The sequence below is a fragment of the Paraburkholderia sp. BR10954 genome (genome assembly GCF_040965775.1).
GTDB lineage: Bacteria > Pseudomonadota > Gammaproteobacteria > Burkholderiales > Burkholderiaceae > Paraburkholderia > Paraburkholderia youngii.
The window spans coordinates 26,462-51,673 of record NZ_JBFRCK010000009.1; the positions used below are offsets into that span (position 1 = coordinate 26,462).

The 25,212-nt window shown below is 61.2% G+C and carries 22 protein-coding genes; 7 read left to right on the forward strand and 15 right to left on the reverse strand.

Going from position 1 to position 25,212, the window contains the following annotated elements:
- Window positions 1-75 precede the first annotated feature (75 nt).
- From AB4Y34_RS15290 to glyA, 7 genes are all read right to left on the reverse strand, one after another.
- Complete coding sequence (locus tag AB4Y34_RS15290; protein ID WP_368716493.1) at window positions 76-1,059, reverse strand: CoA ester lyase; 984 nt, start codon at window positions 1,057-1,059, stop codon at window positions 76-78.
- Between the two features lie 54 nt (window positions 1,060-1,113).
- A complete protein-coding gene (locus AB4Y34_RS15295; protein ID WP_368716494.1) occupies window positions 1,114-4,026 on the reverse strand; it encodes a phosphoenolpyruvate carboxylase in 2,913 nt (970 codons plus the stop codon).
- Entirely contained in the window at window positions 4,004-4,909 is a 906-nt protein-coding gene (gene sucD / locus AB4Y34_RS15300) for a succinate--CoA ligase subunit alpha (protein ID WP_176125240.1), read from the reverse strand. The genes AB4Y34_RS15295 and sucD overlap by 23 nt, the downstream gene beginning before the upstream one ends.
- A gap of 11 nt (window positions 4,910-4,920) precedes the next feature.
- The gene (locus AB4Y34_RS15305) at window positions 4,921-6,108 is read right to left on the reverse strand and encodes a malate--CoA ligase subunit beta (RefSeq protein ID WP_368716495.1); all 1,188 of its coding nucleotides are present in this window, start codon (window positions 6,106-6,108) and stop codon (window positions 4,921-4,923) included.
- A 61-nt stretch (window positions 6,109-6,169) separates the two neighbouring features.
- On the reverse strand, window positions 6,170-7,126 hold the full coding sequence (locus tag AB4Y34_RS15310; RefSeq protein WP_368716496.1) for a D-2-hydroxyacid dehydrogenase: 957 nt from the start codon (window positions 7,124-7,126) through the stop codon (window positions 6,170-6,172).
- 82 nt (window positions 7,127-7,208) lie between these two features.
- Complete coding sequence (locus AB4Y34_RS15315) at window positions 7,209-8,456, reverse strand: aminotransferase class V-fold PLP-dependent enzyme (RefSeq protein ID WP_368716497.1); 1,248 nt, start codon at window positions 8,454-8,456, stop codon at window positions 7,209-7,211.
- A gap of 44 nt (window positions 8,457-8,500) precedes the next feature.
- Entirely contained in the window at window positions 8,501-9,823 is a 1,323-nt protein-coding gene (gene glyA, locus AB4Y34_RS15320; RefSeq protein WP_254906076.1) for a serine hydroxymethyltransferase, read from the reverse strand.
- 301 nt (window positions 9,824-10,124) lie between these two features.
- On the opposite strand from glyA, the gene AB4Y34_RS15325 reads away from it, so the two are divergent.
- Window positions 10,125-11,048: a LysR substrate-binding domain-containing protein gene (locus tag AB4Y34_RS15325; RefSeq protein ID WP_368716498.1), complete on the forward strand. Its 924-nt coding sequence runs from the start codon at window positions 10,125-10,127 to the stop codon at window positions 11,046-11,048.
- 39 nt (window positions 11,049-11,087) lie between these two features.
- Complete coding sequence (locus AB4Y34_RS15330) at window positions 11,088-11,501, forward strand: dihydroneopterin aldolase (RefSeq protein ID WP_176383687.1); 414 nt, start codon at window positions 11,088-11,090, stop codon at window positions 11,499-11,501.
- Window positions 11,502-11,530: 29 nt separating this feature from the next.
- Here AB4Y34_RS15330 and AB4Y34_RS15335 read toward each other — a convergent pair whose 3' ends face one another.
- Window positions 11,531-12,502 carry a LysR substrate-binding domain-containing protein gene (locus AB4Y34_RS15335; RefSeq protein WP_368716499.1) on the reverse strand — a complete coding sequence of 324 codons (972 nt, stop codon included), beginning with the start codon at window positions 12,500-12,502 and terminating at the stop codon, window positions 11,531-11,533.
- Between the two features lie 133 nt (window positions 12,503-12,635).
- Between AB4Y34_RS15335 and AB4Y34_RS15340 the strand changes: the two genes are divergently transcribed.
- From AB4Y34_RS15340 to AB4Y34_RS15350, 3 genes are read left to right on the forward strand one after another with little or no spacing between them, the layout of a single operon-like run.
- Entirely contained in the window at window positions 12,636-13,784 is a 1,149-nt protein-coding gene (locus AB4Y34_RS15340; protein WP_368716500.1) for a fructose-1,6-bisphosphatase, read from the forward strand.
- Between the two features lie 14 nt (window positions 13,785-13,798).
- Entirely contained in the window at window positions 13,799-14,671 is an 873-nt protein-coding gene (locus AB4Y34_RS15345) for a phosphoribulokinase (protein WP_176125233.1), read from the forward strand.
- A 44-nt stretch (window positions 14,672-14,715) separates the two neighbouring features.
- Window positions 14,716-15,483, forward strand: a complete 768-nt coding sequence (locus tag AB4Y34_RS15350; protein ID WP_176383684.1) for an HAD-IA family hydrolase — start codon at window positions 14,716-14,718, stop codon at window positions 15,481-15,483.
- A gap of 60 nt (window positions 15,484-15,543) precedes the next feature.
- On the opposite strand, the gene narL is transcribed toward AB4Y34_RS15350, so the two are convergent.
- Window positions 15,544-16,197 carry a two-component system response regulator NarL gene (gene narL, locus AB4Y34_RS15355; protein ID WP_176383683.1) on the reverse strand — a complete coding sequence of 218 codons (654 nt, stop codon included), beginning with the start codon at window positions 16,195-16,197 and terminating at the stop codon, window positions 15,544-15,546.
- A 363-nt stretch (window positions 16,198-16,560) separates the two neighbouring features.
- Window positions 16,561-17,943, reverse strand: a complete 1,383-nt coding sequence (locus tag AB4Y34_RS15360) for a histidine kinase (RefSeq protein WP_368367368.1) — start codon at window positions 17,941-17,943, stop codon at window positions 16,561-16,563.
- A gap of 497 nt (window positions 17,944-18,440) precedes the next feature.
- Here AB4Y34_RS15360 and AB4Y34_RS15365 point away from each other — a divergent pair, with 497 nt between their 5' ends.
- Entirely contained in the window at window positions 18,441-20,321 is a 1,881-nt protein-coding gene (locus AB4Y34_RS15365) for a PAS domain-containing protein (protein WP_368716501.1), read from the forward strand.
- Window positions 20,322-20,349: 28 nt separating this feature from the next.
- Here the strand turns inward: AB4Y34_RS15365 and AB4Y34_RS15370 are convergent, their stop codons facing one another.
- The 5 genes from AB4Y34_RS15370 to AB4Y34_RS15390 form a co-directional block, all read right to left on the reverse strand.
- Window positions 20,350-20,646: a hypothetical protein gene (locus tag AB4Y34_RS15370; protein WP_176125228.1), complete on the reverse strand. Its 297-nt coding sequence runs from the start codon at window positions 20,644-20,646 to the stop codon at window positions 20,350-20,352.
- Window positions 20,633-21,364, reverse strand: coding sequence for a hypothetical protein (locus AB4Y34_RS15375; protein ID WP_368716502.1), 732 nt, complete (start codon window positions 21,362-21,364; stop codon window positions 20,633-20,635). Before AB4Y34_RS15375 ends, AB4Y34_RS15370 begins: the two co-directional genes overlap by 14 nt.
- A complete protein-coding gene (locus AB4Y34_RS15380; protein WP_176125227.1) occupies window positions 21,361-22,755 on the reverse strand; it encodes an APC family permease in 1,395 nt (464 codons plus the stop codon). Before AB4Y34_RS15380 ends, AB4Y34_RS15375 begins: the two co-directional genes overlap by 4 nt.
- Before the next feature lie 181 nt (window positions 22,756-22,936).
- Window positions 22,937-23,317, reverse strand: a complete 381-nt coding sequence (locus AB4Y34_RS15385) for a hypothetical protein (protein ID WP_176383680.1) — start codon at window positions 23,315-23,317, stop codon at window positions 22,937-22,939.
- A 123-nt stretch (window positions 23,318-23,440) separates the two neighbouring features.
- Window positions 23,441-23,776 carry a hypothetical protein gene (locus AB4Y34_RS15390; RefSeq protein ID WP_176368176.1) on the reverse strand — a complete coding sequence of 112 codons (336 nt, stop codon included), beginning with the start codon at window positions 23,774-23,776 and terminating at the stop codon, window positions 23,441-23,443.
- A 506-nt stretch (window positions 23,777-24,282) separates the two neighbouring features.
- Between AB4Y34_RS15390 and AB4Y34_RS15395 the strand changes: the two genes are divergently transcribed.
- Window positions 24,283-25,194: a bifunctional 5,10-methylenetetrahydrofolate dehydrogenase/5,10-methenyltetrahydrofolate cyclohydrolase gene (locus AB4Y34_RS15395; RefSeq protein ID WP_176383677.1), complete on the forward strand. Its 912-nt coding sequence runs from the start codon at window positions 24,283-24,285 to the stop codon at window positions 25,192-25,194.
- Window positions 25,195-25,212 lie beyond the last annotated feature (18 nt).

Here is a 25,212-nt window from a genome sequence, read left to right on the forward strand (position 1 = left end):
TTCTCCTTGATTCAGTGTGTTTCGGGCGCCCTGCGGACGCCCTTTTTGTTTTCCGCCACCCACGTCCCTGGATCGCTAACGGCTGCTGTCATTGCCGATCGCGCTGGCCGTCGTGAGCAGCGCCTCGGCCATCCGGATGCTGGCGGCATCGATCAGGCGGCCATCCAGCGATACCGCGCCTTTGCCTTCCTTCGCGGCCTGCGCCATGGCGTCCATGATGCGGCGCGCCTTCGTCACTTCCGCTTCGGCGGGCGTGAACACCTGGTTCGCGTGTTCGATCTGCGACGGATGAATGGCCCATTTGCCTTCGAAGCCGAGTACGGCGGCGCGGCGGGCTGCCGCAATGTAGCCATCGGGGTCGCTGAAGTCGCCGAACGGTCCGTCGATGGGACGCAGACCGTACGCGCGGCAGGCGACCATCATCCGCGTTTGTGCGGCATGCCACTGATCGCCCCAGAAGTAGTCGCGTTCGCCGCGCTCATTCTCGTCCGCGAGCACGCCGTAATCGCGATTCACGCCGCCGATCACCGTCGTGCGTGCGCGCGTCGAGGCCGCATAGTCTGCGACGCCGAACGACATGGCTTCGAGCCGCCGGCTCGACTGAGCGATGCTCTCGACGTTCGCCATGCCGAGCGCGGTTTCGATCAGCACCTCGAAGCCGATCCGTCGTGTGCGCTTGCGTGCCGTTTCGATCTGCGTGACGAGCATGTCGACGGCGTACACGTCGGCGGCCACGCCGACTTTGGGGATCAGGATCATGTCGAGGCGCGGGCATGCCTCGACTATATCGACGACATCGCGATACATGTAATGCGTGTCGAGTCCGTTGATGCGGACCATCATCGTCTTGTTTCCCCAGTCGATGTCGTGGAGTCCTTCGATGATGTTCTTGCGTGCGTGCTCCTTGTCGTCCGGCGCGACGGCATCTTCGCAGTCGAGGAAGATGATGTCCGCGGCCGAACGTGCGGCCTTTTCGAACATCGCGGTGTTCGAACCGGGGACGGCTAACTCGGAACGGTGCAACCGTGCTTTGGCCTGCTCGATGACAGTGAAACTCATAGTGAAATCTCCTGGGTTGTCCAATAGGCGCGGCGCGGACCGGCGCAAGGGCGCTCAGCCCGTCGCGCCGAAGCCTGACGCAATGCAGTTGATGGAAAGCAGCAGAGGCACCTGATAGGCCCGGCGCTGCCGTTCGGTCGCCGCCGTGCGGTAGAGGCGCAGCAGTTCGATTTGTTGCCGGCTGATGAGGTCGATGGCGGGCACGCGCCGCTGCAGGCGGGCGCTGAACTTCGGAAAGCGCGTGCCCAGGCCGGCCGAACCCGTGACGGCCTGCACCATCTTCACGGTGAGCCGGTATTCGGCTTCGACTTGCGAAAAGATCGTGTCGCGGATGTGGGCATCCTGCACGAGGCTCGCGTATTCGCGCGCGATAACCAGGTTCACCTGTGCCAGCGTTTTCTCGACTTCATCGATGACGAGCCGGAACACCCGTGACTCGTCGAACATCCGCCGCAGCAGCTCGGCGCCGCGCTCCTGGCGTACCGCGAGAAAGCCCTGTATCGCGCTGCCGACGCCGTACCAGCCAGTGAGCGCATGCCGGTTCTGCGCCCATGCGAACACCCACGGAATCGCACGCAGATCCTCGAGGCTCTTTGCGCCAAACCGGCGGGCAGGGCGCGAGCCCATGTTGAGCATCGACAGTTCTTCGAGCGGACTGGCGGCCTGGAAATACGCAAGCATGCCAGGCTGTTCGATGAACTTCACGTACGCTGCCCGCGACGCGCCGCTGAGCGCTTCCATCGCCTCGTCGAATTCGCCCTTGGGCAACAATGCGTCCTCCCGCTCGGACTTCAGCGTATGTTCAAGCACGCTCGATGCAAGCAATTCGACGTGATACTGCGCCGTGCCGCGATTCGCATATTTGAACGAGACCACTTCACCCTGTTCGGTGACGCGAAAACGTCCATTGACCGACCCGGCGGGTAGCGCGGCGATGGCGCGGCCAGCGGGAACGCCGCCGCGGCTCACCGATCCACCGCGTCCATGAAAAAACGCGATCGTGACGCCAAGCTCGTCGCCAAGCCGCTTGAGCTTCGTTTGCGCCTTGGACAGTTCCCAGTTGCTGGCGAGAAAGCCGCCATCCTTGTTTGAATCGGAGTAGCCGATCATGACTTCCTGCACGCCGCCTTGCGCGCGTATGCTGCGACGGACCATCGGCACGGCCAGCAACTCGCGCAGTATCTCGGGTGCCCGCCGCAGGTCGTCGATGGTTTCGAGCAGGGGCACGACGGGCAACGTGCAGCTCTCGGTGCCGAGCGAGTCGGAAAAGAGGCCGGCCTCCTTTGCCAGCAGATAGACGCCGAGCACGTCGCTCGCTCGATGCGTCATGCTCAGAATGAACGCGCCGAACGCATGACGGTCCACCCGTTGACGCATTTCGAGCACCGTACGGAACATCTGCAGTGTCTGCGCTTCGTCGGGCGGCAGCGATTCGAAACGGCGGGTCCTTTGCGCTTCGCTCTCCGAGGGCTTTCCCAGTTCGCCGATCAGCCATGCTTTCCATTCGGGCGAGTCGCTCGCGGGCGGTTCGCCCGCGGTCGCGCATGTCGCGCGCCACAGCGCGCGCAGCGTTTCCCCGACGACCGTCGTGTTCTGGCGCAGGTCGAGTTGCACGGTGCTGAAGCGAAACGTCTCGACTTCATGACGCAACGGCCGCACGAGCATCCGTGCGAGCTGCTGGCTTTGTGTCGCGAGTAGCGCCTGCTCGATCACGAGCAGATCGGCCGCCAGATCATCCGCGCTCGCGTATGCGCCCGGAACCGGCGAAGCGTGGCTCGCCTGATTGATGTCGGCGAGCGTCGCATCGAGGCGGCGCAGGATGCAGGTCAGGTATTGCCGGAACAACTCCCCAGGATTGCGCGAGGCGATCGGCCCGGGTTCGCCGCTGCGCGTCAGCGCGCGAGCCAACGCTGCTTGGAAACTGCCCGGTACGGGCAGCGCTTCGGACGTGATGCTGAGCATCTGCGTCAACTCGACGAGACGTAGCCGGTATCGCTTGAGAGACGCAGCCCGGTGCTCGTGCAAGGTGGCGCGTGTGACGCTGTCATCGACGAATGGATTGCCGTCGCGGTCTCCGCCTATCCACGAGCCGAACTGGAAAAAGCGCGGCATGTCGAATCGCTCGCCCGGATAACAACGCTCAAGCGCGCTCTGCAGCTTGTCGATGAGTTGCGGCACGGCTTCGAAAAGCGTTTCGCCGAAGAAGTGCAGTCCCCATGCGACTTCCTGCGCAACGGTGGGCTTTTCAAGCCGCAATTCGCCGCTCATCCACAAGAGCTCGATGTCGTTGCGGAGCGCGAGGACGAGCGTATAGCGCTCTCGCGGCGTCCAGCGCGGCGATTCGAGTTCCATTAGACGCCGGTAGATGCGCCGGTGGCTTTCGAGCACGGTGACTCGCTTCGCTTCGGTCGGGTGAGCCGTCAGCACCGGCCGCACTTTCAGATGGCTCAACGCGTGGCGTACTTCGGCGGCGGGGACGCCGGCGCCGGCGACTTCGGCGATGACCCGTGCAAACGAGTCGGGCAGCCGGTCGTAGCCGCCTTCGATCTCGATCTCGCGGCGCCGGCGCATTGCGGTGCTCTGCTCGGCGATGCTGAGCAACTGGAACCACATGCCCTGGGCTTGCAGCATGCGTCGCAGGACGACGCGCGCGGTGCGATCGTTCATCCGTTCGTGCATCAGTTCGCTCATCGACTCGTGTGCGGACTCGCCGCGCAAAGCACGTTCCACCTCGGGCTGACGGGCGCGCGCGACGTCGCACAACAGTTGCGACAGGAGGTCGATCACTGCGTGCTCATAGTTCTCCGCGCTGAGCGTGGGCAAGGACGCCGAGGCCGTTGCGAGCCTGTGCAGCCCGTCGTCGGCGGTGTGTCCGAGCGCATGGAGGGGGCGCACAGTCTCGACGCGCGGCGAGTCGGACTGTGTGTCTGTGCCATAGCCCCAGTCAGGCAACGCGGCGCGTGACATTTTGTTCGAGCACAGAAGCAACCGTGGAACCCAGGTCGGACGCGCTGGGCGCAACCGCGAGACCGTAGGACTGCATGATTTGCGCTTTTTCGGCCGCGCTGTCGCCCGCTGCCGAGATGATGGCGCCCGCATGTCCCATGCGCCGTCCTTTGGGCGCGGTCAAGCCCGCTACATAGCCGACGACAGGCTTGGTCATATGCTCGCTGACCCACCTGGCCGCTTCGGCCTCTTGCGGCCCGCCGATTTCCCCGATCATCACGACAGCCTCGGTTTCGGGGTCCTGCTCGAACAATTTCAGGTGGTCGAGAAACGAACTGCCGTTGATCGGGTCGCCGCCGATGCCCACGCTCGTGGTGACGCCGAGGCCGAGCGCATTGAGTTGCGCAGCGGCTTCATAACCGAGCGTGCCCGAGCGCGAGACGATGCCGACATTGCCGCGGCGGTAGATATGGCCAGGCATGATGCCGAGCATCGCGCGTCCCGCGCTGATGATGCCCGCGCAGTTCGGACCGACCACCATGGTGCGGGTCTCCTTCGGATAGCGAAGGAGATAGCGCTTCACGCGCATCATGTCCTGCGCCGGAATGCCGTCCGTGATCACACAGACGAGTTTCAGGCCCGCGTCGGCGGCTTCCATGATGGCGTCGCCGCAGTAAGGGGGCGGCACGAACACGAGGCTCGCAGTTGCGCCTGTTTCGCTCACGGCGTTTTTCACGGTGTCGAACACGGGGCGCTCGAGGTGATGCTTTCCTCCCTTGCCGGGAGTCACGCCGCCGACCACGTTCGTCCCATAGGCGATCATCTCTTTCGCGTGGAACGAGGCCTTGTCACCTGTAAAGCCCTGTACGATGACGCGAGTGGTTTCGTCGATCAGGATGCTCATGTCGGTAGTCCTTATCTGTGGTTGGCCGCGCGGCGCGCACGATGCGCTTTCGAGGCCTCGACGGCCTTTTGCGCCGCTTCCAGCAGCGAATCTGCTGTGATGATGGGCAGGCCGCTGTCCTTGATGATGCGTCGCCCCTCCTCGACGTTGGTCCCCGCGAGGCGTACCACGAGAGGCACCGTCAGTCCCCGGGCCACCCGTACGACGCCTTCGGCGACCCAGTCGCAACGATTGATGCCGGCGAAGATGTTGACGAGCACGGCCGACACGTTGCCGTCCGAGAGCACGAGGCGAAACGCGGCCGCCACGCGCTCGGGCGATGCGCCGCCGCCGACGTCGAGAAAGTTGGCGGGCTCGCCCCCGGCATATTTGATCGTGTCCATGGTGGCCATCGCGAGCCCGGCGCCGTTGATGATGCAGCCGATATCGCCGTCGAGCCCAACATAGTTCAGGCCAAACTGAGCGGCCTCGGCCTCACGGGGATCCTCCTGCGTCGGGTCGCGCATCTCCGAGACGTGCGGATGCCGGAACAGGCCGTTGTCGTCGAACGATATCTTTGCGTCGAGGGCAATGACGCGATCGTCATCGGTCACGACGAGCGGATTGATTTCGACCATCGTCGCATCGAGGTCACGAAATGCCCGATATGCGCCCATGATCGCGGACACCGCGCGGCTCACCTGCTTGATGTTCAGGCCGAGTCCGAAGGCGAGTTCGCGCGCCTGGAATGGCTGCAAGCCGACGGCGGGCTCGACGACTGTCTGGAGCACGGCTTCCGGGTTCGTGTGCACGACCTCTTCGATATCCATGCCGCCGTGCGCGGAAACGATGACGCGCACGCGTTCGGCTTTGCGGTCGAGCACGATGCTGAGATAGATTTCCCTTTCGAATCTCTCCGCGACCTCGATGTAGACACGCTCGACGATCTTGCCATCCGGTCCCGTCTGCGCCGTCACGAGGCGCTTGCCGAAGAGACCGGTGGCCGCTTCATGCACGTCGTGGTAGGTCTCGCATAGCTTGATCCCCCCCGCCTTGCCGCGCGCGCCGGAGTGGACCTGAGCCTTGACGGCCCAATGCCAGCCGCCGAGTTCCGTCGCGCAGTACACGGCCTGGTCAGGGGTGTAGGCGACCGCGCCGCGCTGGATCGGCACGCCGAACCCAGCCAGCAGGTCCTTGGCCTGATATTCGTGAATGTCCATATCGGTGTCTCCGGTGGATTGCGTCGTTTGCGTTGCGAGGTTGTGCGTGGTCCCGTGGCGCTCAGACCACGAGGTTGCGGGGCTCGCCGCGCGCGAATGCCTCGATGTTCTCGATCAGCTGGTCGGCGAGGAACTGCATGGCATTGCCGGAAGCCCAGGCGACGTGCGGGGTCAGGATGAAGTTGCGCAAATCGAGCTCGAGCAGGGGATTACCCGCGACAGGCGGCTCGTGGCTCAGCACGTCGAAGCCGGCGCCCGCGATCAGTCCTTCCGTGAGTGCAGTGGCAAGCGACGCCTCGCACACGAGCCCGCCTCGTGCCGTGTTGATCAACAGAGCGCTACGCTTCATGAGGCGCAACTCGTCGAGTCCGATCAGGTTGCGCGTGGCGGCGGTGAGCGGCGCATGCAAGGAGATGACGTCCGACGTGCGCAGCAGCGTGTCGAGCGAGACGTATTCGAGGTCCGGCGAGCGGGGGCGCTTCGCGTCGTGAGCCGCGAAGACGACGCGCATACCGAAGGCGCGGGCAATCTGTGCCGTTGCCTGGCCCAGAGCGCCGCCGCCGATGATGCCGAGCGTCGAACCGTGCAGGTCACGGATGGGATGATCGAAGAAGCAGAACTGCTTTGCCTGTTGCCAGCGCCCGCGCGACACGTCGCTGTGGTAAGCGAGCAGGTTGCGCCGCAACGCGAGGATCAGCGCGAAGGTATGCTCGGGCACCGTATGGGTCGCGTAGTTGCGAATGTTCGCGACCGCGATGCCGCGCTCGCGGCAGTACTCGGTATCGACACAGTCGTAGCCCGTCGCCGCCACCGCGATCATCCTGATCGACGGATGCCTTTCGAGCACATTGGCGCGCAGCGGCACCTTGTTGGTGATGGCGATGGTCGCGCGTTCGAGTCGATGCCCGACCTCGTGCGACGATGTCGACGCGAACTGGACCCACCCATGTTCGAACGCCGGGCGACGGACATCGGCGTTCAATGTCGATCGGTCGAGAAAGACGATTTCGTGTTGCATGATGTCATTCCTGCCATAGAGTGATCGGAAGGACTGCGATCTGACGCGCCTCGGCCTGAAGATTTCATCGAGACCGCCGCAATCAGGCCGCGGCGACACGGCGCAGCGCCGGCTTGGCGACGGGGTCTGCCGCGGCTTGCGTGTGGGTGCGCCAGTACTGTCCGGCTGCACCCACGCCGCTGCCCGGGCAAACGTCGATACCGGCATCGAGCATCGCCATCTCCGCGCCCGCTATCGCGCTCATCAGCATCAGTTCGTTCAGGTCTCCGAGGTGGCCGATGCGGAATACCTTGCCGGCGACCTTCGAGAGCCCGGCGCCGAGCGCGAGGTTGTAACGGCGAAAGGCCGTGTCGATGACCTGTGCGGCGTTGAACCCTTGGGGCACGACGATTGCCGAGACCGTGTCCGAGTGCCACTTTGGCGCTTTTGCACACAACTCCAGACCCCAGCCTTCCGCGACGGCGGCGCGCACGCCAGACGCGAGGTAGTGGTGGCGTGCGAAGACCCGGTCGAGACCCTCGTCGAACAGCAGGTCGAGTGCTGCGCGCAGTCCGTAGAGGAGTGACAGCGCAGGGGTGTAAGGGAAGTAGCCGGTTGCGTTGGCGCGCACCATATCGGCGAGATCGAAGTAGCAGCGGCGCGATTTCGCCTGCGTAATCATCTTCAGCGCCTTCTGGCTCACACACAGGATGCCGAGCCCCGCAGGCAGCATCAGACCTTTTTGCGAGCCGGTCACGGCGAGATCCACGCCCCATTCGTCCATGCGGAAGTCGATGCAGCCGATCGAACTCACACCGTCCACGAACAGCAAGGCAGGGTGGCCCGCGTCATCCATCACGCGGCGCAGTGCGCGGATATCGCTCGTCACGCCCGTCGCAGTTTCGTTGTGGCAGGCGAGGATGCCTTTGATTGTGTGCTGGCGGTCCGCCTTCAGGATCTCGCCGATCCGTTCGACGGGCACGCCTTCGCCCCAATCGACATCGAGAATTTCCACGCCGAGTCCGAGACGCTGCGCCATATCGGCCCAAAGGTGGCTGAACTGGCCAAAGCGCGGGACGAGAACGCGGTCACCGGGCGAGAGCGTGTTGGTGAGAGCCGCTTCCCACGCGCCCGTGCCTGACGACGGAAAGATGAAGGGCTGGCCGTCTGCCGTCCGGTAGAGCGTTTTCAGATCGGAAAGCAGACCATGCGCGAGTTCGGGAAACTTCGTCGAGCGGTGATCTTCCATCGATACGACCATCGCGCGTTGTACGGCGTCGGGAATGTTCGTTGGACCGGGGACTGCGAGGATGTTACGTCCCGGAATGCGCGTGCCTGGCGTGTTCGACATGACTGTCTCCTTGGGTAGTGGTCGTGAAAAATTGTCTGGAGGTTTCAGTGCGCGGTGCGCGCCGTTGCGGCCGATGCGTCGTCGTTCGCAGACGCGCCGGGCGTCGTCGCGACGGGCCCATCGCGATAGACCGGAAACCTCGCGGTGAGGGCGAGCACGGCGTCGGCTGTGCGACGGATGACGAGATCGTTGGCGGGCGCATCCAGCACGTCCGCGATCAGATGGGCAAGCTCGCTCGTTTCGGCTTCGCGCAGGCCGCGTGTCGTGATGGCAGGCGAGCCGATGCGCACGCCGCTCGTGACGAACGGCTTTTGCGGATCGTTGGGAATGGCGTTTTTGTTGACGGTTATGAGTGCGCGGCCAAGCGCGGCTTCGGCCTCTTTGCCTGTCACATTCTTCGCGCGCAGGTCGACGAGGAACACGTGTGAGTCGGTGCGTCCCGACACGATGCGAAGGCCGCGTTGCTGAAGCGTTTGCGCCATGACTCGCGCATTCAGGAGTACCTGTTGCTGGTATTGACGGAATTCGCCTGTCATCGCTTCGCGCAGGGCGGCCGCCTTGCCCGCTATCACGTGCATCAGGGGGCCGCCCTGGATGCCGGGAAAGATCGTCGAGTCGATCGCCTTCGCCGCTTGTGCGTGGGCGAGAATCAGCCCGCCACGTGGCCCGCGCAGCGTCTTGTGAGTGGTGGTGGTCACATAATCTGCAATGCCGACCGGACTGGGATAGAGTCCCGCCGCGATGAGACCGGCATAGTGCGCCATGTCGACGAGCAGTGTTGCACCGACGCTGTCGGCGATCTCGCGAAAGCGTTGCCAGTCAATCACGAGCGAATAGGCTGACGCGCCTGCGACGATCATGCGCGGGCGATGCGTCTGCGCCAGCTTGCGCACCTCGTCGTAGTCGATGACTTCCGTATCCGGATTCAGGCCATACGACACCGCATTGAACAGCTTGCCGCTCACGTTGACGGAGGCGCCGTGCGTGAGGTGCCCGCCATGCGCGAGCGACATGCCGAGAATCGTGTCGCCCGGCTTGAGTGCGGAGAGATACACGGCCTGATTGGCCTGCGAGCCCGAGTGGGGCTGAACGTTTGCATATTCGGCGTTGAACAACTGCTTTGCGCGGTCGATCGCGAGTTGCTCGACCAGGTCGACATGTTCACATCCGCCGTAGTAACGCCTGCCCGGATAACCTTCCGCGTATTTGTTGGTCAATTGCGACCCTTGCGCTTCCAGCACGGCGGGCGACGTGTAGTTTTCGGATGCGATCAGCTCGATGTGGTCCTGCTGGCGCTGAGTCTCGCCTGCGATGGCCCGATGCAGCTCAGGGTCCGTCACCGCAATCGTGTTTTTGTAGCTGAACATGGCTGAACCTCGCTTTAGTGGAGTCGTTCACTCGGCAACCCGCGCGTTCCCTTGCCGCTTTGCTGCGGTCGGCTGGTTGGCATTCCTGTGAAACGATCGTAGCGCCATGCACGCGGAAACACTCATTCGGCTTACTTATTCGACCCATAACCCTGCATGCGAGCCTTGCAGGACGGGCTTTTCGCCTTGCGGAGTACCTCTTCATGGGCATTGCGCGCCCAGGTCTGGCTGATAGAGTTGAGGCGTGAAATCAGGCCGCTTCGAGCGTGCGGCCCGGGCATTCGGGAGGCAATGAAAAGCGATGCTGCATCTGACTTTGCGCCAGTTACAGGTATTCGAAGCGAGCGCGCGGCATCTGAGCTTTTCGCGCGCAGCCAGGGAGCTTCACCTGACTCAGCCAGGCGTTTCGTCGCAATTGAAGCAGCTCGAAGCGATCGTCGGTATGCCGCTGTTCGAACAGGTCGGCAGGCAGGTGTTTCTGACCGCGGCCGGCAAGGAGCTTTACAACCATACGCGGCTGCTTCAACAGCAACTGTCCGTCCTCGAAGAGTCGCTCGACCAGTTGCGCGACACGAAGCAAGGAAAGCTGAAAGTGTCCCTGGTTAGTGGCACGGCCAACCCGCTAGCACTGCAGTTGATCGCGAAATTTACTCGCGCGTTTCCTGGCGTGACGGTGAGCCTCTCGGTCGGGAATCGGGAGTGTGTTCTCAACGAGCTTGCCACCAACGAAACGGACGTCGCGATCATGGGGGCCCCGCCTGAAGGACAGGGTCTGGTCGCTGTGCATGTGGCGAGCAATCCGCTTGTGATGATCGCGCCACCCGATCACCCGCTCGCACGGGAGCGCCGCATCGCGTTGAGCACGATCGAACGCGAAACCTTTCTCATGCGTGAGTCGGGTTCGGGAACCCGCCGCGCGGTAGAGCGCTTCTTTGCCGAGCATCGCATCAATTTGCGGCCCGGGATGGAAGTGAGCAGCAATGAGGCCATCAAATGGGCCGTGCAGGCGGGAATGGGACTGTCTGTCGTCGCGCTCGCAACGATAATGGCCGAATTGGAAACCTTGCGACTGAAGGTGCTTGACGTCGAGAACTTTCCGATCCTCCGGTATTTGTATCTGGTGCACAGAGAATCCAAGCAGCTTTCTTCAGCCGCGTCGGCGTTCAGGGAGAGCCTGATGAGTGGGGCGCAAGAGGCGGGCGAGCGCGTAGCAATGCAAGTCTAGGCCGCGGAGTTCCCGCGACCATAGCGAAAAGGAAACCACATGAATATGATCGACAAAAACCTCGCGGCGAGGCCCTACCTCGCTTCGTCGGGGATGGACATGATCTTCATCGAAGGCTTTCAGGGCGATACCGTCATCGGGATAGATCCCGATGAACTGACTGCGCTGCAACCCGTGCGAATCGACTTGTGGGCCGGGGTACCGCATAGCCACGCATGCGATACGGACGCTATTGCCGACACGATCGACTACGGCAAGGTTCATGAGGCGCTGCAATTGCAACTCGTGCACCACAGGGTGAAATTACTGGAGGCGCTGGCAGAGTCGATTGCGCAGATGCTATTGGCCGATTTCAACGCGCATTGGGTGCGCATTTCAATTGCGAAGCCAGCGAAGTTCGCAAACGTCAAGGCTGTCGGCGTGACTATCGAGCGCACCATACGATGGCCGTAGGCGGCACATCGGCTCGCCTGGTTCTCGCGTCATATCTGCACGAAGGGGCGGGCGGCCGGGTCATGAGGGGTGAGGTCGGCGAACTGACCTTCGAGCCACGCACCAGACTTCTCGATCAAAAAACGGCGGAACGCCACGCAGGTCGGAGACATCCGCTTCGCCTTCATGTGAACCACGTGCCACACACGGTTAATGGGCGTGCCGTTGACATGCAGGACTGACACTTCGCCCGTCAGCAGTTCGAGCCGTAACGTATGCAGCGGCAACACACTGACGCCGATGCCAGCGGCCACCGCCTGCTTGATTGTTTCGTCGCTGTCACAGGTGAGGGTGCGGGCTGGAGTGAAAAGATGATGGCGAAACATTTCGCTCGCGACGTCCTCCGTATCGGAACCTGGCTCACGCATCAGAAACGTCTCGCTGCGCATTTCGTGCAAGTCGAAGCATGCCGCGTCGATAAAAGGATGATTCGTGCTCGCGACGACGACATGCGGGTTGTACGCGAGCGGCTCGCTGTGCGCATCGAGCTCGACGGGAGGCCGGCCCATGACGGCGAGGTCGATCTCATTGTCCTGCAACTGGCGCAGCAGTACATCACGCTTGCCGATTGAAAAGCTGATATCGACCTTGGGTTGACGTTCCACATAGCGCGCAATCTGGCGAGGAATGAAATAGCGGGCCGTGCTGACGATTCCGATGGAGATATTGCCGCCATCCGCCGATGAAAGGCAACGCATCGCATCTTCGGCATCCTTGATGTCACCGAGAATCCGCTTTGCGTGGTGAGAAAGCGTCGCGCCGGCTTCGGTCAGGGCAATGCGCCTGCCGATGCGCTCGAATAGAGGCACTCCAATCGCCTCCTCGAGCTGCTTGATCTGCATTGAGACGGCGGGTTGGGTCAGGTGCAGGGTTTCGGCGGCGCGGGCGAAGCTCTCGTATCGAGAGGCGGCAGAGAAGATCTGCAACTGACGCAACGTGAGATTGCGAAGGAGATTGAGCATGATCGGCACTCCTGGATGCGACAGATAAGCATCGCTTAAAACGCAAGTAAAAACATTTGAGTTTTCCCCGAGTATGCGCTGGCTTACCGTTCTAGTCAGCAGTCCTGGCGAGCAATGGACGATCGAGGTAGCGATGAATGCACGAATTGAATCAGCTGAGCATGCGCAGGCGGTTGGCGCAGGAAATCGACGCACCGCGGCGATCGTGACCCAACCGACGCTGCCGGTTTTTCTTGCGGCCCACCTCGGCACCGACCGCGAGCAAGCGCTTGCCATCGAGCAGGATCCGCATGCCGTCTCGCTGCGTAACGTTCTTCAGGGCATTGCGCAAGCGGCGAAGATCATTGCGGCGCGTATCGCACAGGGTACGATCGTCGATTCGCAGACGCTACAGGTGGCGAGCGCCTCGCCAGATAGCGGGTCGTGCCGTGATGCCGCGAGGGAAGCCTTCATCGCGTCGAGCGAGTGCAGGGCGCAGAAAGCGGGCATTGTGCTGCATTGCGAGCAGGCGCGGCATCCTGCGGTGGCAGGGCCATATGTGCTGTTTGCCAGTTCGCTCGATAGTGTGGCCAATATCGAATCGAACGTTGCGCTCGGAACCGTATTCTCGATACGGCAGACAGAGGCGCGAAGCCATGACGGTGACTGCGAGATCGTCGGCACGAAGCAGATTGCCGCTGGCTATGCTCTCTACGGTCCTTCCACGATGCTGGTGATCACCGTCGGGCGCGGCACCCATGGGTTCACGCTTTGCCGTCAACGGGGCGAATTCATGTTGACGCATCACGCAATGCGCATCCCCGAACAAGGCCCTGTGGTCGCCATCAATTGCAGCAATGAGCGCTCGTGGGAGCGGCCTGTGCAGCGTTATGTGAACGAGTGCCGTGACGGAAGCGCGGGCGTGCGCCAGCGCGATTTCGACACACGCTGGAACGATTCGTTGGCGGCCGATGCGCACCGCACGCTGATGCGCGGCGGCCTGTGTCTTTTCCCGTGCGAAAGGCGCCGGGGGCCCATTGCGACACGTCAACCGTCGCTATATCAGGCGCAGTCGCTCGCCTGGATCGTCAAACAGGCGGGCGGACTTGCCAGCTCGGGGCGTGCACGGATATTCGATGTCGACGCCGATGCGCATGCACTCACGCCGCTATTCGTCGGCAGCCAGCATGAAGTCGAGCGTATCGAGCGATACCACTGGGAACACGATCGAGGCGAGGACACGCCATTCACGTCACCGCTTTTCAACGAGCGCTCCCTGTTTCGCCCGGAAGCACGCGTGTAGATGGGGGTGGGAGCATGTCGATCAAACATCCAATCGTTGCGGTAACGGGGTCGAGCGGTGCCGGCACCACGACTGTCATGAACAGTTTTCAGCACATTTTCCGGCGCGAAAAGCTGAACGTGCAGATCGTGGAGGGCGACGCATTTCATCGCTTCGACCGCGCGGGCATGCAGTCTGCAATGAAAGCTGCAGAGGAAAGCCGTCACCAGTTCAGCCACTTCGGCCCTGAGGCGAATCTGCTGCAGGAACTCGCCGAGTTGTTTCGTGAGTATTCGGCGACGGGGCGGGGCAGGTTACGGAAATACCTCCATGACGACGCCCAGGCTGCGCCTTATGGTCTGGAACCCGGTACGTTCTCGCCGTGGACAGACATCGAGCCGCCCACCGATCTGCTTTTCTACGAGGGGCTGCATGGCGGCTTTATCGGCCGTGGCGTCGACGTCGCACAACATACGGACCTGCTGGTGGGGGTCGTCCCCATCATCAATCTCGAATGGATACAGAAGCTTCATCGGGATGAGGCGCTGCGCGGCTATTCGCGGGAGGCTGTCATGGATACGATCCTGCGGCGCATGCCGGACTACGCTCACCATATCTGCCCTCAATTCAGCAGAACGCACGTGAACTTCCAGCGCGTACCGACCGTGGACACGTCGAATCCGTTTGCAGCCCGCGACATACCAAGCGCCGACGAGAGCTTCGTTGTCATCCGCTTTGCCAATCCGAAGGGCATCGACTTTCCTTATTTACTCACCATGCTGCATGACTCGTTCATGAGCCGGCCCAATGTCATCGTCGTACCTGGCGGCAAGATGGGACTTGCGATGCAGTTGATCTTCACCCCTATGATCCTGCAGATGATCGACCGCCAGAAACGGGCATCGTGACCATCCGCGGGAACACTCGTACTCACCAGACAGGAGACACGAACATGCAAGTCATGCCGCGCAATATGCCGATCGATGCCGTGCTATTCGATCTCGATGGCACGCTGTTGCATACGTCGCCCGATATCGGCAACGCGCTCAACCGGGCACTCGCCGAGAACGGTTTTCCCCTGCTCGCGCCTGGCGTCGCGCAAACGTTGATAGGCGGCGGTTCAGAGATCCTCGTCGATCGCGCGCTGACGCTGCTCGGCATCGATGCGCGCCCCGCCACGCTGGATCTGGTCCTGCGCCGCTATGAGGCGTCCTATCATCAGATCTGCCGCGATAAGAACCAGTTGAGCGAGTTTTACCCGGGCGCGGAAGCGACGCTCGACAGCTTGCGGGAGATGGGTCTCAAGCTGGGCCTCGTCACCGACTCGGAGTCGTGCTTCGTCGATCCGCTGATATGGCGTTTCGGCTTGCATGCATGGTTCGACATGGTGGTCGATGCCAATGCCCGCTTGCCGCGTAAGCCCGATCCCGAGCCACTCCTGCAGGCGTGCGAAGCGCTGGGCGTGGACCCGACCCATACGCTATTCGTTGGCGATTGCGTGACGGATGCGCTAGCGGCACAGGCGGCCAATATGCCGATGGTGTGCGTGAGCTACGGATACAGCCACAATCACCCGGTATCGGAGTTGCCTTGCTTGCGCGTCATTCACCACATCGGCGAGCTGACGGATTTGCTCGGCGGTCTGCACAAGGGGCATAGTGCTACTCATGCTGATCAGAGAATCCCTATGCGGGCGATGCAAGCGCAGCAGCCGAACTGAGTTCAACGAGGCGCTTGACAGCTCGATGTGCCGGCGCGGGTTTCAAGCCGCGCCGCGCCCTCACGAATAAGAGTGCGCGCGCGCGCCGTGGTCCCGCTGCCAGAGCACGGCCTCGAGCCGCGAGTGAAGATCGAGCTTCCGCAGCACATGCTTAACATGAACTTTCACGGTGCCGACGCTGATATCGAGTTTGCGCGCGATGGCCTTATTACTCAGGCCGGCAACCAGAAAGTCGAAGACCTCGAGCTCGCGCGCGGTCAGCTCGTTCTGTGTGACAGGAAGGCGCTGGCCACCCGACAATGCATGAACCAGCGCGCCCGTCACCGACTCGCTGAGAACGGCAGATCCCCTGAGCGCCTTTTCGAGCGAGAGGCACAAGTCCTCGGGGTCCATGTCCTTTAGCAAATAGCCATGCGCGCCGGCGCGCAACGCGGCCACCACGTCGCGCTCGTTATCGGACACCGTCAGCATGATGAAACGCGCTTCGACGCCGGCTTCACGCATGCGGTCCAACGTTTCGATCCCGTTCATGCGCGGCATGTTCAGGTCGATCAGGATGACGTCCGGCTTCAGGCGCACGGCCATCTCGATGCCGTCTTCTCCGGAAATCGCTTCGCCCACCACTTCGAAGGCGGGATTCATCTGGATGAGTTGCGCGACGCCCTTTCGAAACAACGCGTGATCGTCGATCAGAAGTACTGTGTTAGTGACCATCGGCTCTTCCTGGGCTCATATGCCAGATCGACCAGCTACATCGGCCTGGCTCCGTCAACTGCAATGCGCACGGCAGTGCGATCTCGAGTACATGGAGAAGAGGCTTTTGTTGTTCGAACTTGATGCCTGAATCATTCTAGCAACATGACGCGATTGGAAAAAATAGATTCCTGCCCGATGCTGACGCTTTGCGGGTTTTCCTTAGTCACAACAATACGGCGCCATTTAACGCGGTGGAGAAGGCACGTCGGCGATACCCTTCGTGGCTGGCGAAGAAATCGCGTTTTGATGGATCGGTGGACGTCTCTACCTCCTGGTGAGTAGGCTGAGCTACTCCCGGAGTGTTAGCTTCACGAATTTACGCTAGCGGACACCGGCACCACTGATGGCGCGAGCCTTCTGCGCTGCGGGGATGAAGTTCAATACCACGCGCGAGCCGCGTTCGGCGGGCTTCAGTTCCAGACGTCCACCGAGGCTGCGGGCTCGCTCGCGCATGATCGCGAGGCCGTAGTGATGTTCGTCGCCTCGTGAGCGGGTGACACCTTTGCCATCGTCCTCGATCGTCACCGTCATCGTGAGTCCGTCCGACATGAGTTGCACCTGCGCCGTCGTGGCGCGCGCATGACGGATTACATTTGTCAGCGCTTCACGCACGATCTGCACGACATGCATTTCCTCGTTGACTGAGAGACGCATGCGCGGCACACGATTGTCAATCGAGATTTGTACCTCACTGCGCGATCCGAATTCTTCGGCAAGCTCCTCGAGCGTGGACGCAAGACCGTGCGCATGCATTGGCGCGCGGAAGGTCGTGAGCAGTTCGCGCAGCTGCCGGTAGGCGCTGTCGATGCCCTCGCGAATCGCGCGCGCGATTTCGGCGACATCGCTCTGCGAGAGTTGAGGCGGCAGCACGGCTTGCAGCCGCGCGAGCTGGATCTTCATATATGAGAGCGATTGCGCGAGCGAGTCATGCAACTCGCGCGCAATGGCATTGCGTTCCTCGAAAAGCGCCATACGCCGGTCGCGCACATCGCGGCTGACATTGGAGATCGCGTGTGCGAGCACGCTGGCGATCGTTTCCAGCAGATACAGATGCCGCTGCTCGAAGCGCGTGTCCGGCTCGCCCTCCGCGATCAGAACCCCATAGGTTGCGAGCGGCACGCGTACCGGGGCGGCAAGCACCGGGGGCGACACCCCGCCGTCATTGAGCAAAGAAGACGTATAGTTGCCGGCAAGCGTCATCAGTTCGTTCGTGACGCGTGCCTTGACGATCTGCGGCACGTCGCCGTTCGGCGCTACGACGGGATCGATATCGAGCAGCTGGGCCGTCGATTCGGTGACCACCAGCGCAATACGTTGGGCGCGCAACACACCGACGAGACGCTGCAACAGCGCCTCGAGCGTGCGGCCCGATGGCTCTTGCTCGGCAAGCTGCGCGCAGATGTGGTGAAGCAGCTCGAGCGATTGGTCCGCAAATGCAATGTAGTCTTCGACGATTCGCTTGAGTTGCGCCGACTCGCTTTGCTCGGTGCGCAGTCGAACGGCAAGTTGCGCCTGAAGCTTCAAAAGCCGGTCGATTTCGTCGTCCCCTTGCGGTATTGTCTGCCCGGATTCCGCGAGCGCCTGTAGCGCCGCTGCTGGTCGCGTGACGAAGGCGCGATGCGCACCCCTTGCGAGCGCAACGATGCCAAGGACCAGAAGGCAAGCGGTTGCGCCCTGCAGCAGCCCGAGCACGGCCTTTTGCACCTGCGCCTGGTAAGCGACTTGCGAACGTAGCGCACGTAGTGCCGAAATTTTTGCATCCGGCCCGCGGGCACTATCTGATGTAGACCCTGCAGTCGCGGCTACGAGTGCGCTAGCGAGTTCTTTCGTCGGGGCGCCATGTTGCCTCCAGTCGTTCAGTAGCGTATCGTTGCTGACGAGCCAATCGGCCTGCTCAGTTAGCGCTTGAGCCTTTCCTGGCGGGCCTGGCTGTGGTTTCGCGGCGGCTGTTCGCAGGCGCGCGACTTCGTCGAGAGAAGAGAGGGTCTGCCGGAATCCTTCGTTTCCTTTGGCCTGCATATATCCACTCACATAGAGCAGCGCGATCAAGCCGACGATGCAGGCGAGCAGCGAGCAGACCTTCGCAAAGAGCGGATAGTGGTAAGAGGCCTCAGACCGGGCAGTATTCATGGGTGAATGAAGTAATAACGCGCACCGAACCGGTCGCGAGCTGTAATCGTGTTTTTCCGAGCGAAAATGTCATGTCGGTTTATCTGTTCGCCACGATACTTCTTGGTGCGGTCGCCGCGCTAGTGCTGCCCCGGCTTGGCTACGGTCCCGGTAATAGTGGTTTATTGTACGTCGCGATTGTACTGGCGGGATGCCTTGCCGCATTTCTGCTGGCGATGGCCTACAGTGCCCGCCGCACGGCGCCACGCGTTGCACGCGCAGTCAAGTTGCCTGATCTGCGCGCATTTGCTGCGAATCTTTCGATGCCCGCCGCGTTACTCGACAACGATGCGCTCGTGTTCGTCAATAGCGCTTTCCTCAAGTACGCGCGTTGGGAACCGTACGCGGATGAAATCGTCGGGATGCCGTTCAGCAACCTCGTTCATCCGCAGTCCTTGTTGGATTTGACGGCGCTGCTCACGCAGTCGCGCGACGGGGGCGAGCGCACCTCTGCGTCGCTGCGGATCGCCTACGGCGACGGCAGTTTCCGTTTGCAACCCGTGACGGCACTGAGTGCGCGCGACTCGCGTATGACGCTGCTGCAATTTCCGGCGCCCTACACGAGTACGGACGCTCAGCGCAGCGAGCTGCAAATTCTTCAACATTGCCAGGATGCCGTGCTCCAGTTGCCCCAGGCGCTCTTTCGTGTGGATCGCGAGTTGCGTCTGATCTTCTCGAATCCAGCGTGGCGCAGCCTGGTCCGTGCCGTCGGGAACGACCCGGAGCCGCGACCATTTTCGGGCTTCTTTCATCCAGAGGACGCAGAAACCCTGAATGCCCGGCTCAAAGCGCTGCTCGGCGGACACATGAGCGAAATGGTCGGGGAAGCGCGACTCATTCGTGCCGACAACACGATGGCGCAGGTGGAACTGCGTTGTCATGCAGTGTCCGATCACGAAGGCGCGCTCGTCGGTGCCGTCGGACTTGCGATCGACGTCTCGAACCGCGAACGCCACGAAGAAGCTTTGCGCGCCAGCCGACGCAGCCTGCGCACCCTGTTGTCCAATTTGCGCGCGATGATTTATCGGGGGCAGAATAATCGTGACAGGTCGATGGCTTTCGTGAGTGAAGGCTGCTTCGAACTGACTGGCTATGAGGCTTTCGAGCTGATCGATGAAAGCCGCCTGACCTTCCGTTCGCTGATCCACCCCGATGATCGCGAATTCGTCTGGAACGAGGTGCAGACGCAGATCGTGGCGCGAAAGCCCTATGAGCTGACTTACCGGATTGTCGACCGCGCTGGGCAAACCAAATGGGTTTGGGATCAGGGATGCGGTGTCTATTCCGCCCGGGACGAACTGATGGGGCTGGAGGGATTCATCGTGGAAGTGGCGCGCAGGCAGATGATCGAAGAAGACGCCCGGCGCAGCCAGACTTTTGAGAATTCCACTGGCCTCATGAGTCTGCCGCTATTTCTCGGCCGCCTGGAGTTTTCCCTGGCTCTGTCGTCGCGAAGCCCACTGCCGTGTGCAATCTTCGCGATCAATGTTGGAGAACTGGAGCGTGTTGCGACGCGCTTTGGTCAGGATTACGCCGATCGCGTGCTGATCGCCATCGGCAGGAGGCTCGAAGCGATTCAGGGCCAACTGAACTGCGCTGCGTTGCTGGATTCTCACGTATTCGCGGTGTTGCTGGTCGACTTCAGCGCAGAAGCACTTGCCCACTGTGGCGGTGCGCAACACCTCGCCGAACGGGGGTTGGCAGACCCCGATGCGGCGCTGGAGGAGCTACGGAACAGCCTGCAGAAACTCCTTGATGATCCCGTCAAGGTAGAAGGCCACGAATTCAAGGTTCCAACGCAGATTGGGTGCAGTTGGATCGAGGCGGGCGTGGCCGACACCAGAAAGATCCTCGACCGCGCACTGTCCGCTTCAGGTTGGGAAGGGGCGAGTGAGCGCAGCAAGGGGGAGTGAAAGGTGGTTGGGAAGACACGGGCGCGGGTTACCCGACGGCGCGCACGCGAAACGCTTCCCACCTGTACCGTGCGATGAAGTAGGCGTCCATCACTGAAATTGCATAGACGAAAATCCCCCCGGCATTTCGCCCAATGAAAGACCGACCGGGTGCTGCAAGCTGCACTGTCACGAACCCTAGCGACAGCATGAAGAACATCATGATCAAGGCACGCGTGGGCATCCGGTTGATCACCTGACCGGCTCCTGGCAGAAGGGCTCCCGCTACCAGCACTAGATAAGGATGCACGGGACGCCGCGCACGCGACGATTCAGGTTTGTCCATAAACACCTCCTCTGATTACATCTGCACACACTTGCACGGCCTGGTCGAGCAGCGATTCAACGAGCGTTGTGGAAAGCCTCGCTTCGCGAAACACGGCCCGACGCAGTACGAGATACTCACTGCGGTCCGCACCTTGCGCCTGATAGACGATCCGCACGCCATGTGGCGTGACGAGCATCTCCTTCGCACGCGGATCCGCGAAGAATTGCCTAACGTGAGGGTCCAGTACGGAAAGGGGTAACTCGGTGGCGGGTTTGTCGGCTTTGATCGTCGTCTGGCTGGGCCACTCCTCGGGGGGCACGAGGCGTAATGGCAAGCTGTCGGCAGGGGAGTAGAACTCGGTGTTCTGCGCGCGGGCGAGGAGGTCTACCGCTCCCTTTATCGGCAATTTGCGCTTCACCGTGACGAGCAGCCAAAGCGAGGGCACCTTGCGGAAAGCAGCATCGTCGACGAGGGGAGCGACATGGACCTCGTATCCATCGTAGGACCCCGACAGCACGGGCCAGGAGACACCGTCCTGGGTCAGGCGATGCTGCTCGAACAGCGCGAGGCATGCGTCGAACAGCCTGCCTCGCTCCGCTCGTAGTACCTTGCTGTTACGCAGGTACATCAGTGCGAGCACGATCACGAACAGAAACGCAAGGGCAATACCCGTTGAGTGCATATCGGCCGCTCCACGTGGGTTCACGTCGGCTTTGGCAAGGAGAATGTCGATCAATAGTCCTTTGGACGCGGCCAGTCCATCGTGAACTGCTCGCCGCGCTTGACGTATTTATAGCGATGCAGCGCAAACCAGATCGACGCCGTGATATAGAAGGCCATGATCGACAGCAGAGAAGTGCCGTACCCGAGATAGGTCGCGAAGTACGTCGCGGAGCAGAGTATGGCCAGCACGATCGACGGAATCGGATGGAACGGGTGAATGTAGCCGCGATTGATGATTCCGAGCGGCCATTTCCGACGGAACCTGACGATGTTGATCGACATGAATGTATAGCCGAGCAGGCCGGAAAGAATCGAGAATGTGATCACCTGGTCGAGCAGGCCCGTGAACGCGAAGGAGATGGCGATCGGCACGAGAAAAATGATCGCGCGGTATGGCGTGCGGTAACGGGGGTGAACGGCGCCGAACCACATCGGCATATAGCGGTCTCTCGACATGGAAAACCATGCACGCGAGGCATCGTTGATACAGCCATTCGCCGACGCAACGGCCGAGAATAGTGTCCCGACGAACAACAGTACCTGCAACGACTTGCTGCCGGTAAGCCGCGCTGCGTCGTAGAGGGGCGTGACCGCCTGGCCGAGATACTCCCAGGGCATGAGGCCCGTGGCGACATACCATGTCATGGCAGCTGCGACGAGCAGCGTGATCATGCCCGACATCGTCCCGAGCGGAATCGAGCGGCCTGCGGAGCGAACCTCCTCGGCAGCCTGGCAAGTGCCTTCGATGCCGAGGTAATACCACATGCCAAATTGCAGGGCTGCGACGACCCCGAGCCATCCATACGGCAACTGGGTCAGTAACTCGTGATGAAGGAGTGTTTGTCCCGGATGCCAGGGGGCGACGCCAAGGAACAGCATGACGATCGCGAGGAACGCAATGGCCGTGATGACGAAGTTGACCGTGAGCGTGACGAACACGCCCCTGTAATTGAGCAAGGCGAGACAGGCGATCGTGACGAGTGTAAATGGCCGTGAATCGAAATTCGCGTAGCCCGAATCCGTGGCGACTGCTTTGACCAGATCGCCCACCACGAGCGCGTCCGCAGCCTCGAGCATCGTGTAAGCCATCACCAGATAGAGCCCGACGTTGAACGCCATCAGCGGCCCGATGATGTGTTTGGCCTGGGTATATTGCCCGCCCGCTGCCGCGACAGTCGAAGTCACTTCCGAGTCGATCATCGCGACGCATGTGTAGAGCAGACCGATGATCCAGCATGCAATCAGCGATCCGTATGCGCCGCCTTTCGCGACCGAAAAGTTCCAACCCATGAACTCGCCGACCAGCACGATGCCGACGCCAAGCGCCCACACGTGAATTGGGCCCAACACCTTCAGCAAAGCGATGCGCTCGCCTGTCTGTGCTACTCCTGCTGCGTCACTCATGAGTGGCTCCCTGTGGTTTATGCCAACACTGTGTAGCTATTCGTTCCCTTCCGTGGAACTCATCAGGAAGTCATCGTCGTATTCACGGCTAACCCTGAATGCGTCGACGAGAATCCAAGCGAAGATGAGAACGGACAGGCCCCATGCGGCATTGCTCGACCATTGCCAAAGATTCATGACATCACCTCCCAAATTTTTCCGCGATCACCTGACGGTATTGCTTGTCGGATACGCGCAGCACGAACACGAAGTACCCGACGATGACGAGCGCCGTCGCAATCAGCGAGACGGGTTCAATCTGATAGTCGAAACGTTGGGTAATGATCGGCTTCGCTTGTTGCACGTCGAAACCCAGCTTGCGCCATTGCCCTTCCATAGTGGGGTTTTGCCCCAAATCGCGCCACGTTACCTGCTTGCTCTCAGCCTGCGTTGCAGGAGCCTGGTCGGGGGCCTTCAGCAACAGGGGCGCGAGAAGGCTGCAGTACACGAGAACGAGCAGAAAGATGCTATCGATAAGCTGTCCGAATCCTTTCTGCACGGGAGGTACGTAATCGGCTGCCATGATGATTCTCCTCTTCAGGCGGTATTGTGGATTGCGCACGCAGGCAAATACCGTTCGTCACAGTTGCCGGCCAGGGCAACTGTGTGACACGGCCGTGCGCAGACAAAAGTGAAAAAGGCAGTCCTAGTCGGCGGCAGGACTAAACGATCCATCGCCGCGTCCCGCCAACTCCGCCTTGGCAGCGCGGTTTGCGTCCAGGTGACGGATGTCGAGGCCGTAGATGTGATCTTTGTCTTCCCTGTAGTGGCGAATCATCGCGATGATCGACGCGGAATTGAACACCAGTACGGCACCTGCGCCGATCGACAGTGCGAGCCGAACCGCCGCGTCGGCAGTCTGGGAGGTGACGGCAAAGTACACATACCCCACGGTCGCCCACAACAGGAGGAGAGCGATTTGCGCCATACGCTTGTCGCGGGAAAACATTCGATCAATACGCTTACGGATTGCGTGTTCCATGTCGTCCACTCCTTCCTGGGGTTACGCCGGAGACTCCGGCAAAGATCACTGATCGGGCTATCTTCCTGGTTCTGTGGGGTCAACAGAGTTTCGTGACAATATCTGTGTGTCCGGGTGGCCTTGTCAACAACGGGCAAGGGGTAGCCCGTTCAAGGGTGACTACACCTACCTTTTTGGAGGTACTCGCGTTTCGTACCGCTCGACGGAGTTCGCGGCCGATGCGCGTGATGGTGAGGCGAATTGTGCGGACGGGAAAAATATTCCTAAGGTCGTGGTGGGGCAGGCTTTCGACCTGTCTGTCTGGGAGACGGCAGCGCTTGTGCGAGTGAGCGGCAATTCGAGGCGATACCCCTTCGGGTGTACACGTGTTCCCTGACGAGAAAAAAAGGTGATTGGCGTTGACGCTTTGGGTGTGCTTCGCTACTGTTGGTCTCTGCCATTTCTCATTGATTCGCGTGACAGCGCAACGATGATGTTTCTTCATCCACGGACACGGAAACCGGCCAATGAACAGCAACCGAGCGTCTTCTATTGAACAGCCTCACATCATCGATGGCGTAGCCGCGGCCTCGAATGTCGTCGAGTCAGTCAAGGCGAAAGTGCAGGCCGAAAAGCTACGGCCCGGTCTGGCCGTGGTTCTCGTGGGAAGAGACCCGGCAAGCAGCGTCTACGTGCGGAACAAAAAACGCCGTGCCGAAGAATGCGGATTTCTGTCCCGTCAGTACGATCTACCCGAGGCCACCAGGGAGGTCGAACTGCTCGCGCTCATACGGGACCTCAATCAGGATCCCGAGATTCACGGCATCCTGGTGCAGCTCCCCCTTCCACCGCAAATCAATCCCAATGCTGTTATCGAGGCGATTGCCCCAAACAAGGACGTCGATGGATTTCATTATTCAAATGCGGGTCGCTTGGGAACGGGAGACATCGAACAAGCCATTGTTCCTTGCACGCCACTTGGTTGCCTGCATTTGCTAAAGCAGGTGCTAGGCGATGGTCTGCGCGGCAAGCATGCGGTCGTGATAGGGCGCTCCAACATCGTCGGCAAGCCGATGGCGAACTTGTTGATGCACAACGATTGCACGGTCACCATCGTCCACAGTCGTACGGTCGAGCCGCAGAACATTTGCCGTCAGGCTGACATCGTCGTTGCCGCGGTCGGTATCCCGAAGCTCGTGAAAGCGGACTGGATAAAGGAGGGAGCGGTCGCAATTGACGTAGGTATTAACCGGGTCACGAGAACCAATGGCGAATCCGGCCTCGTCGGCGACATCGACTACGACAACGTGTTGCCGCTCACCACCGCAATTACACCGGTGCCGGGCGGGGTTGGCCCGATGACCATCGCGATGTTGATGCTGAATACGCTGAACGCTGCGGCGCGTTCGAACCAACCAGCCGCAACGTTGACAGTTTGAGTGGGACAGTGTCTTGAA

What these genes read in the sequence shown, in the direction of transcription:
- AB4Y34_RS15290 (WP_368716493.1), bottom strand. Translation starts at nt 1,059, where the DNA reads ATGAGTTTCACTGTCATCGAGCAGGCCAAAGCACGGTTGCACCGTTCC.
- AB4Y34_RS15295 (WP_368716494.1), bottom strand. Translation starts at nt 4,026, where the DNA reads ATGTCACGCGCCGCGTTGCCTGACTGGGGCTATGGCACAGACACACAG.
- sucD (WP_176125240.1), bottom strand. Translation starts at nt 4,909, where the DNA reads ATGAGCATCCTGATCGACGAAACCACTCGCGTCATCGTACAGGGCTTT.
- AB4Y34_RS15305 (WP_368716495.1), bottom strand. Translation starts at nt 6,108, where the DNA reads ATGGACATTCACGAATATCAGGCCAAGGACCTGCTGGCTGGGTTCGGC.
- AB4Y34_RS15310 (WP_368716496.1), bottom strand. Translation starts at nt 7,126, where the DNA reads ATGCAACACGAAATCGTCTTTCTCGACCGATCGACATTGAACGCCGAT.
- AB4Y34_RS15315 (WP_368716497.1), bottom strand. Translation starts at nt 8,456, where the DNA reads ATGTCGAACACGCCAGGCACGCGCATTCCGGGACGTAACATCCTCGCA.
- glyA (WP_254906076.1), bottom strand. Translation starts at nt 9,823, where the DNA reads ATGTTCAGCTACAAAAACACGATTGCGGTGACGGACCCTGAGCTGCAT.
- AB4Y34_RS15325 (WP_368716498.1), top strand. Translation starts at nt 10,125, where the DNA reads ATGCTGCATCTGACTTTGCGCCAGTTACAGGTATTCGAAGCGAGCGCG.
- AB4Y34_RS15330 (WP_176383687.1), top strand. Translation starts at nt 11,088, where the DNA reads ATGAATATGATCGACAAAAACCTCGCGGCGAGGCCCTACCTCGCTTCG.
- AB4Y34_RS15335 (WP_368716499.1), bottom strand. Translation starts at nt 12,502, where the DNA reads ATGCTCAATCTCCTTCGCAATCTCACGTTGCGTCAGTTGCAGATCTTC.
- AB4Y34_RS15340 (WP_368716500.1), top strand. Translation starts at nt 12,636, where the DNA reads ATGAATGCACGAATTGAATCAGCTGAGCATGCGCAGGCGGTTGGCGCA.
- AB4Y34_RS15345 (WP_176125233.1), top strand. Translation starts at nt 13,799, where the DNA reads ATGTCGATCAAACATCCAATCGTTGCGGTAACGGGGTCGAGCGGTGCC.
- AB4Y34_RS15350 (WP_176383684.1), top strand. Translation starts at nt 14,716, where the DNA reads ATGCAAGTCATGCCGCGCAATATGCCGATCGATGCCGTGCTATTCGAT.
- narL (WP_176383683.1), bottom strand. Translation starts at nt 16,197, where the DNA reads ATGGTCACTAACACAGTACTTCTGATCGACGATCACGCGTTGTTTCGA.
- AB4Y34_RS15365 (WP_368716501.1), top strand. Translation starts at nt 18,441, where the DNA reads ATGTCGGTTTATCTGTTCGCCACGATACTTCTTGGTGCGGTCGCCGCG.
- AB4Y34_RS15370 (WP_176125228.1), bottom strand. Translation starts at nt 20,646, where the DNA reads ATGGACAAACCTGAATCGTCGCGTGCGCGGCGTCCCGTGCATCCTTAT.
- AB4Y34_RS15380 (WP_176125227.1), bottom strand. Translation starts at nt 22,755, where the DNA reads ATGAGTGACGCAGCAGGAGTAGCACAGACAGGCGAGCGCATCGCTTTG.
- AB4Y34_RS15385 (WP_176383680.1), bottom strand. Translation starts at nt 23,317, where the DNA reads ATGGCAGCCGATTACGTACCTCCCGTGCAGAAAGGATTCGGACAGCTT.
- AB4Y34_RS15390 (WP_176368176.1), bottom strand. Translation starts at nt 23,776, where the DNA reads ATGGAACACGCAATCCGTAAGCGTATTGATCGAATGTTTTCCCGCGAC.
- AB4Y34_RS15395 (WP_176383677.1), top strand. Translation starts at nt 24,283, where the DNA reads ATGAACAGCAACCGAGCGTCTTCTATTGAACAGCCTCACATCATCGAT.